This window comes from Flavivirga eckloniae, assembly GCF_002886045.1.
Lineage (GTDB): Bacteria > Bacteroidota > Bacteroidia > Flavobacteriales > Flavobacteriaceae > Flavivirga > Flavivirga eckloniae.
Genome location: NZ_CP025791.1, coordinates 3291444 through 3307812, shown reverse-complemented (window position 1 = coordinate 3307812; position 16369 = coordinate 3291444). Strand labels below are relative to the sequence as shown.

Genomic DNA, 16369 nt, shown 5'->3' with positions numbered 1-16369 from the left:
TTGATACTAGTTTGCACATCTTTCTTGAGTCTTTAACTAGGGTTCCATTTATCTACAGCTCCATCAAAGATCCAAATAGGAATATCTTTCATTTCTTCAATTGATCTGATCTTGATGTCTTTAAAAAACAATTCGGCAGCTTCACTCTGTAATTGAATCTTACCTTTATTTAACGGAACGACCTCTCCATTTTCATTCACATATCTTGAGTTTTTCAATACCATAACGACCTCACCATTTACGATATGTAAACTATTCCCTTTAAAGCAAATTAGATCTAGAGTATTCCATTCTCCTGGTTTCTTTTCATAATTATTACTTCTAAGACAGTAACTTCCCGCTTCTCCTCCCTTACCAAAACTCGAATAATCTTGACTTTCATGTGCCATTGGATTTAACCCTGGTTCTCTATAAGCACGAATATCGATTGCAGAAGTCGCTTGATTCCAAAAATCTCCTGTATGTGCTTCCATAATTTGAAATTCTTGTGATAGCATCCATGATCGCCAATATTCAGCTCCAAAAGCACCAATTGAATGGTACAAAATACCAGAGTCTTTTAAACGATTTTTTCTGGGAGTCCATTTCTTATCTCCCCATCTAAATTTTAATTGAAAATGATAATTTTCATATTCTTTTTTAGTGGCTAAACAACCATAATATTCACCACTTACTTTTATAATAGGCTCATTATTTTCTATGATAGTTGTGAAAACGTCGTAACCTGGAACATTTAGTCCTATGGGTGCTATTTTATTTCCAAGAGAATCAATGGGATGACTACCATCGTAGCCTACTTGATGCTTAAAACTTAAATATTTGTCCCATTCAGAAAGTTCCTCGTCAATCAAATATGTCCATTCAACTATATCTTTATCATCTTGTTTTTGCTGTGTTTTATTGGTGCAAGAAAAGCAGATCGATATGATAAAAATTGAAACGATCCATCTGTTTCCCTGAATGTTAATACTATTTGACATATTGATATTGTTTTTGTTTTGAATTATTTTTTATCGTTTATCTTTTTAATAAGACACACCCAATCTTGCTTATTCTTACTTTTAGGGCCTCCTAATGCTGTTATACCTCCTCCAATGACTTTTTCTACGGTACCATTTTGTAATTCTCCTCCTTGTAGCGGATCAAACCATTGTAAGGTAAACATTCCTTCTGTTTCTTTCAAATTTATTGTATGCCTACCTGGGGCTGCTATATATATGGCATATATATCTCCTTTTTTACGAAAACAATAAGCATCTTTAGAATTAATAAGTTTATGTTCTGGTTCCATTTCCCAATAAGGTAAATGATCTTGGAAAAAACCAGTAGCATAATTTGTTAGCTCCCAAAGCCTATCTCTTTGCCTCCAATCTTCTGACGTTAGATCATTATGAGGGTGCTTTGCGCCAAAATACCATTCTACTCCCGCTCCACCAGACAGTAATGTGCCCCAAAGCGCATATCTCCTTAATGTATTATGATTGGGATCTTTATCGTCTGGTAATGCTGCTGTATGCCACAGCCCTATCTCATCCATCGTTATCAACCAATCTTGATTGACTGCTTTGGCTTTGCTTTTCCATGTTTCTACAATCTCTCCTGCATGTTCTCGCTCAGACTGTTGTAGCGATAAGCCATCTAAATATTTAAAACCTAAAATAGAATCTAAAATTACCGATCTGTGTGGATCCTCAGAATGTGTATGCAACAATACGGGATGTTTATATGGATCTGTTTCTTTAAGAAACTTTGCCATATCTTTTCTTTGTCTGTCGTTTTGCGCAATAAGGCTCCAAGGGGCTGATCCATTTTCTTCACCCAAATTCCATATTAACCCCAAGTGATGCCCGTATCTAGCTATTAATTCTCGGTAGTATAATTGTCGTAGAGGCCCTGTATCTCCTCCATCCAACATTGTTTCGTTCTCTGTTTCTTGTAATACCACATGCAACATAATTCCTTTAGATTGCATATGTTTAAATACAATTTCCCATTGTGCTAGTTTACTAACATCGAAACGATCAAACGTTTCTGAATCGGTATATGGCCATACATCTTTACCATCGCCTAAAATATTCATGGTTAGAAAATAAACAGCGTTCATACCTTTTGAAGCCAAATAGTTTAATGCACCTATTAACGATTTTCCTTTTTCATTTTTCCATGTTGGATCTCCTTCTTTCCAATCTTTTAAATGGTTTGGATATGCATGAATTTCTTCTGTTGTACTTGCCTCTCCATCCTTATTTGATGTTTTAAGACGATAGGTATCATCAAAATCTATGTATGCTAATAGGTTTTCTGGACTATTGGCTCCGCCTTTCATCCAATATTTTTTTGAGTCTCGAAACCTAAAATAACCTTTGGAAGCCTCAAGAATACCATTTGCTCTGAAATCTAGACCATCCTTATCTGATTCTATTACTGAAAAACGACCTTCTTTATTCGAAATGGCAATAGATTCTGCTTGTTTTAAATTTCCTTTTAGGGCTATACTGTCCTTATGATATAAATCTGCCGAGTAACTCCAATCACCTTTTAAGCTTGGCGAGAATCTAACTTTCCAAATATTTCCTTTATCGGCTCCTGTTTCTGATGCATTTCCATCTGCTGCATAAAAACCACGAATGGTATCTTGTGTTTCTGCATGTTTAAATACGACATCTAAACGATAATTTAAAAACGGATTGTCTGCCGCCTTTTCTGAAGTTTGAGGTCCTTCAAAAGATAAGGTAACTGTATGCCATTGTTTGTAAACCGGCGTAAGGTCTACGAACTCATCGCTCTTATCTCCCAAATCTGTTGGTAATTTTAAACGCTCTATGGTGGTGAGTTCTGGTCCACCACCACGATTACCGCTACCAGATGCTGTGTAAACATACTCCCCAACTATAGCAAACCCAGAACCATGTCGGCCTTGGTTGAGAGATGGCCAATTTCTCCATGTCCTAGTTTTGCTATTATAGGCTTCTACTTCACTGTGAGCAATTTCATGAGCTAAACTTTCTCCACCTCCTATAACTATTTCATTATTCCATGCAAAGGCTGAGTTACCAGCTCTTTCTGTTGTTATTCTTAAATTTTCGGTAACTGCTTCCCATTTATTACTTTCAAAATTATAGACATTACCATGACTACTAGTCAATGCCATATCCTGATCTGTTTTCTTGGAGGTTCTTCGACCTGCAAAAGCATATAATTTATTATTAGCTACCGCAGCCTGAAAATGGTCTCGTGCATCTGGTGCATCTGGTAAAACAAACCATTCTCCTGTTTTAGGATCGTATACATCAAACCAGGGTTTATAACCATCTACATGACCATTTGTAATACCACCAACCAAATAAATTTTATTGTTATAATATACTGCTCCTGCACCGCCTCTACGTCTGTCTTTTGGTATGGTATGACTGTATTCATATCGATCTTCATCCGGATAATAAATAATGACTTTATCAAGAGGTTTTTCATTGGGCCATTTTCCAGTCATTGCTCCAATTAAATAGACAGCATCGCCTACAACAACTGGTTGAAAATGATGTAATTCTATAGGCGTTGGCGATTTTGCTGTCCAGGTATTTGTTTTAGTATCAAACTCATCAGTTGGATTAATTCTTCGCCCTCCTATTAATAAAATTTTATCTTTAAAGGCTACTAAACCTGCTTCATGTCTAGCTGTTGGCGTTCCCTTTGCTGTAACGGTTTCCCATTTCCAATTGTCTTCACAACTTTGCAACAAAACAAAGCCTATTATCACCAATAAAATATATTGTAAATGAAAACTTTGTTTCATAATGCCTATTTTTTTGAATACTGAATGAATCATTTTCATTTATTTAATAATGTACTTTTCTTTTCCTATAAAATTTACCAATTTTTATTTTCTAATGCTTCTAAAACAACAACCTCATCCATTTCAGCATCCATAGTACCTGCTACAGCAATAGCGCCTACTAATTCGTCTTTATACCATATTGGATAACCACCTTTTAAAGGAATATAGGATTCTGATGTGGCACTGTCTAGAACCAACATTGGTGTCCTGCCCTCTAAAACGACATCTTCAATAGCCTTTGTGGGTCTTTTAAACGCTGCTGCTGTTGCCGCTTTTCCTATAGCTATTTTAGAGGCACTGCTCATTGTATTATCCAAACTTTCCAATAGAAGCAGATTCCCTCCTTCGTCTACAATAGCTATAGCTCCTGGTACATGATGATGTTTTGCAGATTTAACCGCTTCATTCATAAGTGATTTAGCATCGCTATAGGTTATTTTAAATGTTGCTTTTGGCATCTTTTATAGTCTATAAATTTCTTTTCTTACTAATCGCATTAAATCCATATGCTTTTCTTCATGCATCATGCGTCTGTATTGATCTCTATCGAGATTTTCTACAATATTCCATATCGCTTTATTCATTTCGGCATGTTCTCTGAAAAAACCAAGCATGTCAAAAATTCTAGGGGAAGCATCTGCAGTGAAATACTTGTCGTATCCAAATTCCTTGGCATAAAAGAAGAATTCTACTGTATGTAAAAAGTTTCTTGATCCACCTATTAAATCCCAATCAAACTGCCAGTCATTATCGTTTGTATGTAAGTAATAATCTATATTTGATTGTTCGCACATCGCAAGTACTTCTGCTGGATTTTCCTTAGCCAGCAATGAATGTCCGAAATCTATGGTTACTCCTGTAGCAGCATTTTGAACTTCTTTTAAGAATACAATTGTCTTGGCACAACTATCTAAAAAGCAGTTTACCCTGGTTTCATTGATTTTGTACTCAACAAACAACGGCATTTCTGGCTTGTAATCTGCAGCTTCAGCAAAAGCATCAATCATATACTTCCATCCTTTTTGATAGTCAACCTGAAATAGGTTATCGTAACCATCAGATAAAGGACAACATGTTACCAAGGGCGCTCCAACTGCTATGGCATAGTCTTTAGCATCTTTAATTAATTGCACGGCATCATTCCTTAAATTTTCTTTAGGTCTTGATAATGCTCCAGGCACCCATTTGGTTTCTTTTTTAATATTTGCGTTAACTGCTGCAAACTCCAACCCCATATCTTCCATTAATTTTTTTGTCGCAGCAGCTTCTTCTGTTTCATAAGGATACACGATTTCCACACCAGTTACGCCATCAATTTTTTGAACAATTTCCAATCGTTCTTTTAACCCAGTCGGTTCATGATACTCAGAAAATCTATCTTGTGTTTTACTTAAAAACGCCGTAATTATACTCTGTTTCATTTATTTTAATCTTTATATATTAATATGCACCTCGGGGCGCTTTTTCAATTATTGTATCCCTATTTATATTAGGGTCTGTAAACTGGTCATTTAAATCGGTTACTGTAGTTGAAAACGAATACATAACCGCCCCTCTTTTACCTGCCTGGAACCAATGTTTTGTGCCTGCTGGTAATTCCAATTGATCTCCTGGTTTCATAACAACCTCGTTACGCATGGTATAACAATCGGCTTTCCCTTCTACAATAAAACCTTCCGTCATGGTATCTTCTCCGGGGATATAGAAATACAAGTCTCCACTAATTGCCCTTATTACTTCTTCTTTACCCGGATCGTCTCCAACGGTTGGGTGCCAATGCTCTGGTTCTGTTTGATAGGGGAGTAAGACCAATATTTTACCTGCTATCCTGTTTGTTTGAAACATGGTTAATATTTGGATGCCTTCTTTTTTAAGGTTGCTTAATCCAAAATCGGCAGCAGTGATCTTTTCTTTATCCTCGGGGGTTAACAATAAGCCCGCTTCTTCGATCATTTCAATTGATTTCTGACAGACTTCTTTGAATTCTTGAAATTTTATCATGTTTTGTTTTTTTATTCTGTTAACTGTAATGCCTTTTCTGGTTTAATTGAGAGCCAAATAGGAATTGCAATTAAATTCAACGCTGCTGCCAAAAAGAAAAATGGTGTATGAGAACCAGCTAAAGCCATCATATATGGAAAAGCTAAGGCTGTGAAAAAAGAGCCTAGATTACCCGCCATATTCATTGTTCCGCTAACGGTTCCCGAATGTTCTTTTCCTACATCTAAACATGTAGACCATGAAGGGCTTAATGTCATATCGGCTCCAAAAACTGCTAGGGATATAAAAATGACTGCTCCTGTTACTTCATTCATATACACACTGGCTACAATACCTATAGTGGCAAGTGTAAATCCTATAATTGCAGTTAATTTTCTAGACAATCCCCATTTATTCTTTTTATAAATAAAATCGACCAGCCAGCCAGAAAACCAATTTCCCAGTGCGCCAAATATAAAAGGTGCTGAAGCGTAAAAACCTGCTTCTACAACATCTAGATTGTATTTTGTTTTTAAGTATGGAAACAACCATGTAAGACAAAAGAAGAACGTAAAATTACTACAGAAATATTGTATCATAAGCAACCACATGGTACGTGAACCGAACATTTTCTTGAAAGAAATTGGTTCTTTATCCTTGGCTTCTTCTTGTATTCCTTCTTCTATAATTTTGAGCTCCATTGCCGATACCGATTTATGATTTTTAGGATTATCTCTATACCACCAAAACCAAACTAAAGCCCATAGAACGCCTATTCCTCCAAGTATTACAAAACTCATTCTCCAGCCCACAAGATTTATTAACCAAGCCACTACTGGTAATGCTATAGCTGCTCCTATTCTTCCTCCAGAAAAATTAATACCATGAACTAAACCCCTTTCTTTTACAGGCACCCATTTAAAAATAGCACGTGCCATACCGGGAAAGGCGCCTGCTTCTCCTACTCCAAAAAGAAACCGCACAACTAATAGTGCAAAGAAATTATATACTGCTCCGGTTAGAGCAGTGAATACCGACCAGATGCTTACTACAACTGTTAATACTTTTCTAGCACCATGTTTATCTGCCAAATACCCAGAAGGTGTTTGAAAAAGGGCATAACCAAGTGCAAAAATAGATAGCACCCATCCCATTTCTTTATCAGATAGGGATAGATCTGTTGCAACCGGATCTTTAGCGACAGAAATTAAAATTCTATCGAAAAGCACTATCATCGATAAAATAAAAGTACTAAAGACCATTCGGTATCTAACAGGAAAAAACGTGCTTCGTTTATTCATTCATCTTTTTTAAAATTAATTGCTTGGTCTTATCCAAATGCTCCTTAGCTAATGATTCGGCTAAATCTGCATCTCTTTTTTCTATGGCGTCAATAATTGCCATATGTTCAGGGAGTGTTTCGTTTGGTAATCTTAATAAGCCAATCAAATCCATACAGACTAATAGATTTCCTTGTTGAAAAAGTCTATTCAAAAAACCATTTCCACTTCCTTTCATAATACTATTATGAAATTCTGCATCGGCTTGTTGATATTCTGAATTATCGATATCTCCCTCTAAAAAGGGTGAGAATAACTTTTTAAGTTCATTTATCTCATTTGGCCTGGCATGATTGGTAAACAATCTAACCGCAGTACCTTCTAATGCCATTCTGCAATCGAATATTTCTAGAATCTCTATATCTGAGAATTTTTTCACTACAAACCCTTTTTTTGGCAGTGGTACTATTAAACCTTCTCCTTCTAACATCTGCAAAGCCGACCGTAAAGGTGTTCTACTAATCCCTAAAGTTTCTGCAAGTTTATCCTGAACAATTTTTTGTCCTGGCTCCAATTCTTTTGACATTATCATTGCTCTAACCTTGTTATATGCCTGAGCACTTAATTCATTTTTGAAAATTCTATCCATCTTAAATTCTATTTCGTATACGATATTATATTTTCGTATACGGTATACAATATTATAGAAAATATATTAATTTTCCTAAGCATTAGTTAAATTAACTAATGCAGTGTTAAGCTTTTATTAGAATAATTGTATAAAATTAGTATTGATAGAAATAGGCCGTGGCGTAAAACCTTATGTAACTAAAAAACAACTTAGATGTTATCCTATAGCACTACTTAGTTTAAACATTGGCAAGTACATCGCAACCAGAATAACGCCAACCAGAACACCTACAATCAAAATTATAAAGGGTTCCATAATGGTCGATAGCATTTTGGATTGTTGTTGCACCTGGGCATTGTATTGCATATTAAGTCTATCGAAAATAAACTCGGTTTGATTTGTTTCTTCGGCCACCTTAACCAGGGCTATCATTTTGTCGTCAAACAGCTTATGCATACTTAAACTTTTACTTAAGGTTTCGCCTTTTAAAATGTGTTGTTCTACAATTTCCAAGGCGTGCTGTAGTGGATAAAAATCTATCATCTGTTTTACCAATTGAATACTATTAACAACTGGAACCTTTGAGGCTGTTAATAGCGATACCGCTTGGGTAAATTGCGACAAATAAACACCCTTCACAAAGTTTCCTATAAAAGGCAACTTTAATATCAAGCTATCTTTTATTTGTTTAAAGCGTTTCTTTTTATTCAAGAACGATCTTGAAGCGATCATTGCCAATATAGCTAGCAAGAATACCCAGCCATACTCCTGCATAAACTCAGAAAGGCTTATGATAAACTTGGTTATAGCTGGCAGTTCTACATTTTGCTGTTTAAAAATATCCTGAAACATAGGTACTACAAACCGTAACATAAAACCAACTACCAAAACAGCAGTGCTTAAAATGATAATGGGATAGGTTAGGGCACTAATTAGGTTTCTTCGCTGTTCATTCTTTCTTGCAAAGAAACTACCAAGTTGTTCGGTTACTTGATACAGTGTTCCCGTTTCTTCTCCTATTTTTATAGAATAGTATTCGTAATCTGTAAACTGTTTGTGTATCTTAATAGCTTCAGATAGGCTTTGTCCTGAAACTATATTGTTGGATATAATACTTAAGACGTCTTTGTTCTGTTTTTTCTTTTGTGAGTTCTCTATTAAATCCAGGGCATCCTTTAGTGCAATACCAGCTTTTAACAACACACTTAACTCGGTATAAAAGTCCTCTTTGATTTTATTACCAAAGGCCTTGTTGAACAATGTGATTTCCTTTTGTAAAAAAGAAGTGGACTTGGTCTTTTCTTTTAAGGTCGTTTTTTGTGTTTCTATGTTATCTATTTGAAATGCCATTGTTTACGAAAAATGTTGCGTCGTTTTCCTTGAATATAAAGAGTTTTTGATTTTGAAATACTTTTGAAGCCTCTAGTTTTACTGCGTCTATTATACCATGATTTACTTTATTACCATTAAAAAAGAATTGCTTATCTACTAATTGGATATTGAACGTATCTGTTTCCTTTATAATATTGTTTTCGTTAAATTGATAGGTTATCGAATCTATTTCTGTTTTTAAGCTTATCGTATTTTCAAGCTCGTTGTATTCTATTTTTGGATACCTATTTAAATCCAAACAAAGGGACTGTTCCAGCTTATTAAGCTCTGTATTGTTTGTAAAGTTGTTTTTAATACCGGACATGTGATTCTGAACTAACGACAACACCGAAAAAGCCATACCAATAACTATGCTAGTTATTATTAATACCACAATCATTTCACTTAATGTAAAGGCTGGTATTTTGTTATCAATCTTCACGTATTACTTTGGTTTTGGTTTTATTTGTAATGATGTGTAGGGCTTCAAACTCTACACTTTTATAACTACTACTCGTATTAAGGGTTATTATTGATATTTTCCAATCACCCAAATCATCGTAATAGGGCAGTTTTAGCTTTTCATTTTTATATAAATATTCCAACTCATTTAAATAGGCATCAATTTCCCTGGTATTGCTTTTTATACTGTTAGAAAAAATGTTATTTAAAATCATACTTGAGATCATAAATACAATCACAATTAAAACCGTAGCGACCAAGGTCTCCATGAGGGTTGATGCTTTTATTTTCTTCAATACAACCATTTAGCCACTCCTTTTTTAGAATTATTAAATGGTAATCCTATGTATTCTTCTGGTAGCTCGTCAACAATTATAGTTCCGTTGTATATGTGATTTTGATAGGATGAGCCTGATTGTTTGGCAACAAAATTTGATGTGAAGACCGAACCGTAAATGGTTCCTTTAAGTTCCAGGTTTTGGTTACAATAAACTTCTCCTACTACGGTTGTGTTTTCTTCAATAACAATCTGCGCATCAAAATTATTTGTCATCGGCGCTCCAAAATAGGCAACAACTCCTTTTATATTGCATCTTTTGTCTATGTTAATACTCGGTTTTTCTTTTTGCAAATTTGTAGGGGATGATATTGGCTTTTCTTTTTCGTTTAATATGAGTGCTGATGGGTAATCAAGTTTACAATTTTTTCCAACCTTAAGGTTTTTAGTTGCTATGGCCTGAAACGTTCCTTTAACATGATTTTTAATCTCAATTATAGGCGCTATTAGGATGATATCTTTTAAATTGGAATTAGCGTCTACAGTAATTTTTGTTTTAGATTGTACTACAATATGCCCAATAAGCGATATTCCTGAAAGATTAATACTTGTATTACTATAAACAACTTGCAGAGGATTAAAAAAAGAATTACGATAGGTTTTACTTCGGCTTAAATCCAAGAACTGGTGCTGTTGTAAATTTCCAATATTAAGGTTTGATTTTTTTATATGATTGAGCGTTTCGTTTAAAAGCTTGGGAAGTTTATTACTTGGTCTCGTCTTTCCGTAAATAAGCCGGCTCCCATAATAAGAATGTCCTGAAATATTACCTGTTCGTACACCTTGTTTTGGTAAGTAGACCATACCTTTAATTTTGGTTTCCCCGACCACTACCAATGGTCTGTTGTTTTCCTTAATATACAAGGCTGTTCGATCTCTTTCTGGTTGGGAAGCTCCTACTAAAGCTATTTTTTTAACTGTATTTTTCTTGATTTTTGAAGTGGATAGCACCTTCTCGAATAAGCCCCAATAGCTTTTGTATACTGATACTGTTTTGTAATCTTCGTCTTGTAAATTAATATGGACTGTATCGTTAGCTCTTATGTTATTTTTAAGTGCGTGCTGGATTCCCTTTTTTGTGTTTTCAACAGTTTCAAGAACAAAATCCGATTGAAGCTTAAATTGTGTGTGTGTGTTTACCAATATAATAAAAGCAACTAATAACAGGGCAATAACCACCGTAATAAACATAGTGAATTGCAGTGCTCCGGCTTTTACCTTAAGCCCATTCATATTTTAGTAATGGTTTTTCTTGCTCCTTTGTAGCTAACTCGAATTTCTTTGGCATTTGCCTTTATTAATTTTACATGATCTACTTCCTGCCCGATCCGCATTAAGTTTTGTCGTCCGTTAATAGAGACCACGAACACCTGGGTTTTGCTTTGTTGTTTGGTAATAGCGCCATGATAGATTATAGGCACCCAAACCAATGTGTCTTTTGGTTTTACAGATTTCTTTTTTTTAGGTTTCTTTTTGAGATATAAAGTGCCTAAAAAAGGATCGCGCTCCATTGATTGTATAGAAAACGTATCAACTTCTATATTCGTTTTAGGCTTAAATGCTACTATATCATTTTGAAACACTGTGTTTGGAGCATCCGGGTTTAAAGTGGAAAGTATTTTGAGCCCAATAATGCCCCAAATAGCTAGCACACTAGCTAATAACACATATGTCTTTACTTTGTTATTCACTCTGTTTATTAATGAGTTTTTCTACTAATGCTATTAATTTTTCGTTTTTAGATTCTAAATTTTCTATTCTTTTTTCCTGATCAATAGTGTATAGGGTTAACTCTTCTATTTTTTGAAGCAGTTTAGAATCCATCTTTCCTAAGAAGATTCCATGCTTTGCTACCTCTTCAGCACTTGGAATATCTTTTAAATGCCCTTTTTCTTTTATGTGGCTTTCTACTTCTTTTAATGAAGGCAAATTGTAACTGTCTTCAAAAACGAAATCGCTCCAGCCAGTTTCAACTCTTATTTCTTTGGCTTTTATATTACCGTTTACAGCCAACTTATATCCAAGTTGTCTTTCTACTGAACCAATACTAACTATACCACCTCGACTGATTCGCATTCTGTTTTGTCCGTTTGTAAAAAAATCGACACCAAAGTACCCAGACATATATGCATTATTGGGTTCTGTATGACTACTTGATCCATCTTGATAACCATGGAATCCAAAGCCATAGTGATTAAGGTATTGATTATCATATAAAAAATCATCGTTACTTGCCAATACAATACCTGGAGAATTATTGTCTTGATTATTAGCACTAGGAATTCTTATTAAACCATTAACTTGAAGTTTTTCTGATGGGGTTTTTGTGCCAACCCCTATATTTCCCGACTTTAATACTGTAAATACTCCAAAATTTCTAGCGTTAGTTTGTCCATCCTCAATATAAAGCTCTAACCTTCCTCCATTATTAGGGTTATGAAAATTATAGGTGTCATTACTATAACCATCAACAAAGGTCATCCAATCTCCCCATTTAGAACTAACGCTTAAATATCCGCCATCCACCAATGTGTGCGTTAAACCCAATTTCATATTGCCTTTTATTTCTAAATCTGCAGATGGAGTCGTTGTACCTATTCCAACATTGCCATTTACTTTAAATGTAGTTCCGTTAATAGTTTGATCCTGAGCATTAGCTTGCAAAATAAATAGGCTAAGGCAAAAAATGAGGGCTTGTTTTTTCATGATGTTATTGTTTTTTAGAATTTAAAAGCGTTTCTATTTTTAGAAGACGAGTGTTTTGTTTATCCAATTGTTCTTTTAATTGTTTATTAATTACTTTTTGATTTTGAAGTTCTTTTTCCAAAATATTAGCTTTTAAGGTTTTTGCCTCAAGAGCATTGATTTCTTTTTGTTGTTGAATGATATAAAGGGTTAACTCCTCTATTTTTTGAAGCAATTTGGAATCCATCTCTCCTAAGAAGATTCCATGCTTTTCTACTTCTTCGGCACTTGGGATGTCTTTTAAGTGTCCTTTTTCTTTAATATGGCTTTCTACTTCTTTTAATGAAGGTAAATTGTAATTGTCTTCAAAAACAAAGTCTGCCCAATTAGCATAGGTCGCTACTTTTACTTCTTCGGCTGCTATCTTTCCTTGAACACCTAGCTTGAATCCTTTTGTATCTGTTGTACCAATTCCAACATTTCCATTTAAACTAATCCGCATTTTTTCACTACGAGTATTCGAGCCAGTAGAAAAACTGATACCATCATAGGCATTTATACTTAATCCATCTGGAGTTGCACCAGAATTTGAATGGTCATAAGCTAGAATAGATAAATTGTATTTATTTGATAGATTAAAACCTTCTCTAAAAAAAATACCATTGTCATTTCCTTTATTGTATACATCCAATAAAAGATTACCTTCTAGATGTAATTTTTCACTCGGTGTTGAGGAACCGATACCTATATTACCTTGACTACTTATAGTCATATTATTTAAATGATTATTAACCCTAAAAATTAATCGATCATTATTATGTTCATATTGCATACCCCCAACATAACTATCATCTTGATCTGCAAATCCAAAATATGCGGTCTTATTACTTGGTGTAAGGATAGAAACCATACCGTCGTCACTATCTTCTATCGTCATATCTGAAAAAACATGAGGAGTTCCTCCCGAAATACCATTAAATACATGAAGTTTGGATAATGGATTTGCAACACCTATACCCACTTTATTACCAGTGTCTTCTACTTGTGCAAATACACTGTTTATAATTATTAAGAAAAGGAGCTTTGTTATATTTTTCATTTTATTCTTTTTTAGCTTTAAGCAATTTTTCTATTTCTAGTAATCTCTTGGATAGCTTTGACAATTCTTTATTTTCTATTTCAAGCTTTTCATTTTTAGATTCCAAACTTTTAATTCTTTTTTCCTGATCAATGGTATAAAGGGTTAACTCTTCTATTTTTTGAAGCAGTTTAGAATCCATCTCTCCTAAGAAGATTCCATGCTTTGCTACTTCTTCTGCACTTGGAATATCTTTTAAATGCCCTTTTTCTTTTATGTGGCTTTCTACTTCTTTTAATGAAGGTAAATTGTAACTGTCTTCAAAAACGAAATCGCTCCAGCCAGTTTCAACTCTTATTTCTTTGGCTTTTATATTGCCATTCACAGCCAACTTATATCCAAGTTGTCTTTCTACTGAACCAATGCTAACTATACCCCCTCGACTGATTCGCATTCTGTTTTGCCCACTTGTAAAAAAATCGACACCAAAGTATCCAGACATATATGCATTTTTGGGTTCTGTATGACTACTTGATCCATCTTGATAACCATGGAATCCAAATCCATAGTGATTAAGGTATTGATTATCATATAAAAAATCATCGTTACTGGCCAATACAATACCTGGAGAATTATTGTCTTGACTATTAGCACTAGGAATTCTTATTAAACCATTAACTTGAAGTTTTTCTGTAGGTGATGTTGTGCCAATACCCACATTTTCAGTACTTATAACCGTAGTAAGAAGAGCTTTATTTGCATTATTCCTAACGCTTATCTTACCATTATAATGATCAATCCACCCTTTATTATTACCGTCTTCTCTAAATAAAAATCGCGACGGAAAACCTAAAGCTGCATCAGTAATAACATTTGAAGCACCATGGGTTCCATTACTAGTTGCCTTAGCTATAATACTATTTTCGCCAAGAAATCGAACATCCAATTTTGCTGTCGGAGTTGTTGTCCCTATTCCCACATTTGTTCCTGTATCGGTTATTATTTGCGAAAACCCCATATTGGTTAATATTAAACTTAAAACGAAGATTATTTTTTTCATTATTATGTGGATTAAATGATTTTATAAATTTATTTTATGGTTGCCTAAACTACTTTTCATCAACTGTAAATCCAATTTCCGTATACCCCGTTTCATATTCTGAGTTTTTAGCTTTAACACGACATTTATAATCGTTTTTACTCAAATTTGAAATGGAAAATCCTGTATTCGTTATGGTTTCATCTGTTATGGTTTCAGTAATATTCTCGAAATCTGGTGTTACTATTTGTATTACATAGTCCTCTGCACCTTCAATAGCCCTCCAAGAAAAATTTACGGTAGAAGTGGTAGAAAACGTAGCGCCGTTTGCTGGCGAAGATATTACAACAAGTTCTTTGGAAATATCTACCGGGTCTGGAGATAAAAGCCTAAATTTTTGTGTTGTGTATCCTGTTGCATATCCCGAATTTTCTGCACGTACACGCCATTCGTAACTGCCAGAAGCTAAGGTATTACTAAAGGAGGTTTTGGTAACGGTCGAGTCGGTTACTATTTCTGTAGCCGCTTCAAAACTTGGTGTTGCTATCTGTATTTTGTAGGCTTCTGCTTCCTCAACAGTGCCCCATGTAAAAACAACATCGGTATCTACCAAGGTTGTTTCGTTAACAGGTGCCAAAACCGTAACGGTTTCATTGGAAATATCGACAACCTCGATAATATCATCACAGGCACAAACAAACACTAATGTTATTATTAATAGTATCTTACTTCTCATCTTTTAAAAGTTTAAAGTGCTCATCTTTTTCTCTGCTCGTTTTGCAGAGCGGTACGTTTTGTTGGGACAGCTATTAAATTCTGTTACTAAATCCACAATATCCACTTGGTGTTTTTTATTTTCTTGCCAGCAACAATTAGATGTTTTATAAGTAAACACAACACCCTGATTGAATTGAATAAACTGGGTTTGCTTTCCATCTTTATACAGTTTTAGCACATAAGTTTTTAATCCCTTTTCGATTAAGAAAACGGCATCGGCATGTGTTAGGGCATCCAGATTGTTTTGGTTTAAAGCCAATGAAATACTTGTTAAAACAGTAGCGTTAGTATTATTGCTTAAATATTTTTTTACAGATGTATTTTCGGTATTATTTAAAGCATCTATTACGGCTACCTTATCGGCAATTTGCAGCTTAACATATTTGGGCTTGTTTTTTATGGAATCGACATAGTGAATTTTCACATTAGCTGGTTGTAAAGCCTTTGCTTTTATAAATGATTTATACGTTTGTTTATTAAATGGTACAACCTTTACGGCAACTTTTAAGGAAGTCTTATAGTTAGGGATAGCCGTGTTGTTAAACTCGTTTTGTAGCAAAAAGTCTTTACCCAAACCAATACTTCCTAAAACAACTTGTTGGGTGGTATTTGTTTGGGATGTTTGGCGTATATCTATTGTTTTACAGCCTTGTAGGATACAAAAAACAAAGCAAACAAATAAAAAAGGTTTTAGCATATTTCTATTTAATTTTTGTAAATAAAAGTATGTCTTTTTTAAATAAAATCGCTAAGGTTTTCCCTTAGTATTACTAAGGTTTTTGCTTAGAAATTAGACTGTGTTTTAGGTTATAATTCAGAAAAAGCTTTTTGTATTTATTTTTTAATTCCTGTTTTTCTTACCAGCACTCCATTAAAAACAGTTTAGCGGTAGCT

General features: G+C 34.4%; 17 protein-coding genes. All 17 read right to left on the bottom strand.

The features are described from left to right. Nucleotides 1-32: 32 nt before the first annotated feature. The gene (locus tag C1H87_RS13715; RefSeq protein WP_102756360.1) at nt 33-980 is read right to left on the bottom strand and encodes a 3-keto-disaccharide hydrolase; all 948 of its coding nucleotides are present in this window, start codon (nt 978-980) and stop codon (nt 33-35) included. Nucleotides 981-1003: 23 nt separating this feature from the next. Beyond that, nucleotides 1004-3793: a Kelch repeat-containing protein gene (locus C1H87_RS13710; RefSeq protein ID WP_158655223.1), complete on the bottom strand. Its 2790-nt coding sequence runs from the start codon at nt 3791-3793 to the stop codon at nt 1004-1006. Nucleotides 3794-3867: 74 nt separating this feature from the next. Further along, nucleotides 3868-4293 carry a GlcG/HbpS family heme-binding protein gene (locus C1H87_RS13705; RefSeq protein ID WP_102756358.1) on the bottom strand — a complete coding sequence of 142 codons (426 nt, stop codon included), beginning with the start codon at nt 4291-4293 and terminating at the stop codon, nt 3868-3870. 3 nt (nt 4294-4296) lie between these two features. Next, nucleotides 4297-5256 carry a sugar phosphate isomerase/epimerase family protein gene (locus tag C1H87_RS13700; RefSeq protein ID WP_102756357.1) on the bottom strand — a complete coding sequence of 320 codons (960 nt, stop codon included), beginning with the start codon at nt 5254-5256 and terminating at the stop codon, nt 4297-4299. A 19-nt stretch (nt 5257-5275) separates the two neighbouring features. Then, the gene (locus C1H87_RS13695) at nt 5276-5836 is read right to left on the bottom strand and encodes a cupin domain-containing protein (RefSeq protein ID WP_102756356.1); all 561 of its coding nucleotides are present in this window, start codon (nt 5834-5836) and stop codon (nt 5276-5278) included. Between the two features lie 11 nt (nt 5837-5847). After that, a complete protein-coding gene (locus C1H87_RS13690) occupies nt 5848-7116 on the bottom strand; it encodes an MFS transporter (RefSeq protein WP_102756355.1) in 1269 nt (422 codons plus the stop codon). Beyond that, nucleotides 7109-7744 carry a GntR family transcriptional regulator gene (locus C1H87_RS13685; protein ID WP_102756354.1) on the bottom strand — a complete coding sequence of 212 codons (636 nt, stop codon included), beginning with the start codon at nt 7742-7744 and terminating at the stop codon, nt 7109-7111. The genes C1H87_RS13690 and C1H87_RS13685 overlap by 8 nt, the downstream gene beginning before the upstream one ends. Nucleotides 7745-7942: 198 nt before the next feature. Next, nucleotides 7943-9076, bottom strand: coding sequence for a type II secretion system F family protein (locus tag C1H87_RS13680; RefSeq protein ID WP_102756353.1), 1134 nt, complete (start codon nt 9074-9076; stop codon nt 7943-7945). Further along, nucleotides 9057-9539 (bottom strand): PulJ/GspJ family protein, encoded by a 483-nt coding sequence (locus C1H87_RS13675; RefSeq protein WP_233783136.1) that lies wholly within the window; start codon nt 9537-9539, stop codon nt 9057-9059. Before C1H87_RS13675 ends, C1H87_RS13680 begins: the two co-directional genes overlap by 20 nt. Next, nucleotides 9529-9864 (bottom strand): hypothetical protein, encoded by a 336-nt coding sequence (locus C1H87_RS13670; RefSeq protein WP_102756352.1) that lies wholly within the window; start codon nt 9862-9864, stop codon nt 9529-9531. The genes C1H87_RS13675 and C1H87_RS13670 overlap by 11 nt, the downstream gene beginning before the upstream one ends. Beyond that, a complete protein-coding gene (locus C1H87_RS13665) occupies nt 9852-11129 on the bottom strand; it encodes a hypothetical protein (protein WP_102756351.1) in 1278 nt (425 codons plus the stop codon). The genes C1H87_RS13670 and C1H87_RS13665 overlap by 13 nt, the downstream gene beginning before the upstream one ends. Further along, nucleotides 11126-11587: a hypothetical protein gene (locus C1H87_RS13660; RefSeq protein ID WP_102756350.1), complete on the bottom strand. Its 462-nt coding sequence runs from the start codon at nt 11585-11587 to the stop codon at nt 11126-11128. Before C1H87_RS13660 ends, C1H87_RS13665 begins: the two co-directional genes overlap by 4 nt. Next, nucleotides 11580-12602: a hypothetical protein gene (locus C1H87_RS13655; RefSeq protein WP_102756349.1), complete on the bottom strand. Its 1023-nt coding sequence runs from the start codon at nt 12600-12602 to the stop codon at nt 11580-11582. The genes C1H87_RS13660 and C1H87_RS13655 overlap by 8 nt, the downstream gene beginning before the upstream one ends. A gap of 4 nt (nt 12603-12606) precedes the next feature. Beyond that, nucleotides 12607-13680 carry a hypothetical protein gene (locus C1H87_RS13650; RefSeq protein WP_102756348.1) on the bottom strand — a complete coding sequence of 358 codons (1074 nt, stop codon included), beginning with the start codon at nt 13678-13680 and terminating at the stop codon, nt 12607-12609. A 1-nt stretch (nt 13681) separates the two neighbouring features. After that, the gene (locus C1H87_RS13645; RefSeq protein ID WP_102756347.1) at nt 13682-14719 is read right to left on the bottom strand and encodes a hypothetical protein; all 1038 of its coding nucleotides are present in this window, start codon (nt 14717-14719) and stop codon (nt 13682-13684) included. 49 nt (nt 14720-14768) lie between these two features. Continuing rightward, nucleotides 14769-15434: a hypothetical protein gene (locus tag C1H87_RS13640; protein WP_102756346.1), complete on the bottom strand. Its 666-nt coding sequence runs from the start codon at nt 15432-15434 to the stop codon at nt 14769-14771. 3 nt (nt 15435-15437) lie between these two features. Beyond that, on the bottom strand, nt 15438-16172 hold the full coding sequence (locus C1H87_RS13635) for a hypothetical protein (RefSeq protein ID WP_102756345.1): 735 nt from the start codon (nt 16170-16172) through the stop codon (nt 15438-15440). Nucleotides 16173-16369: the final 197 nt, after the last annotated feature.

Coding starts and splice junctions, on each gene's coding strand:
- C1H87_RS13665 (WP_102756351.1), bottom strand. CDS start 11,129: ATGAATGGGCTTAAGGTAAAAGCCGGAGCACTGCAATTCACTATGTTT.
- C1H87_RS13690 (WP_102756355.1), bottom strand. CDS start 7,116: ATGAATAAACGAAGCACGTTTTTTCCTGTTAGATACCGAATGGTCTTT.
- C1H87_RS13695 (WP_102756356.1), bottom strand. CDS start 5,836: ATGATAAAATTTCAAGAATTCAAAGAAGTCTGTCAGAAATCAATTGAA.
- C1H87_RS13655 (WP_102756349.1), bottom strand. CDS start 12,602: ATGAAAAAACAAGCCCTCATTTTTTGCCTTAGCCTATTTATTTTGCAA.
- C1H87_RS13680 (WP_102756353.1), bottom strand. CDS start 9,076: ATGGCATTTCAAATAGATAACATAGAAACACAAAAAACGACCTTAAAA.
- C1H87_RS13640 (WP_102756346.1), bottom strand. CDS start 15,434: ATGAGAAGTAAGATACTATTAATAATAACATTAGTGTTTGTTTGTGCC.
- C1H87_RS13710 (WP_158655223.1), bottom strand. CDS start 3,793: ATGAAACAAAGTTTTCATTTACAATATATTTTATTGGTGATAATAGGC.
- C1H87_RS13705 (WP_102756358.1), bottom strand. CDS start 4,293: ATGCCAAAAGCAACATTTAAAATAACCTATAGCGATGCTAAATCACTT.
- C1H87_RS13635 (WP_102756345.1), bottom strand. CDS start 16,172: ATGCTAAAACCTTTTTTATTTGTTTGCTTTGTTTTTTGTATCCTACAA.
- C1H87_RS13650 (WP_102756348.1), bottom strand. CDS start 13,680: ATGAAAAATATAACAAAGCTCCTTTTCTTAATAATTATAAACAGTGTA.
- C1H87_RS13700 (WP_102756357.1), bottom strand. CDS start 5,256: ATGAAACAGAGTATAATTACGGCGTTTTTAAGTAAAACACAAGATAGA.
- C1H87_RS13715 (WP_102756360.1), bottom strand. CDS start 980: ATGTCAAATAGTATTAACATTCAGGGAAACAGATGGATCGTTTCAATT.
- C1H87_RS13645 (WP_102756347.1), bottom strand. CDS start 14,719: ATGAAAAAAATAATCTTCGTTTTAAGTTTAATATTAACCAATATGGGG.
- C1H87_RS13685 (WP_102756354.1), bottom strand. CDS start 7,744: ATGGATAGAATTTTCAAAAATGAATTAAGTGCTCAGGCATATAACAAG.
- C1H87_RS13670 (WP_102756352.1), bottom strand. CDS start 9,864: ATGGTTGTATTGAAGAAAATAAAAGCATCAACCCTCATGGAGACCTTG.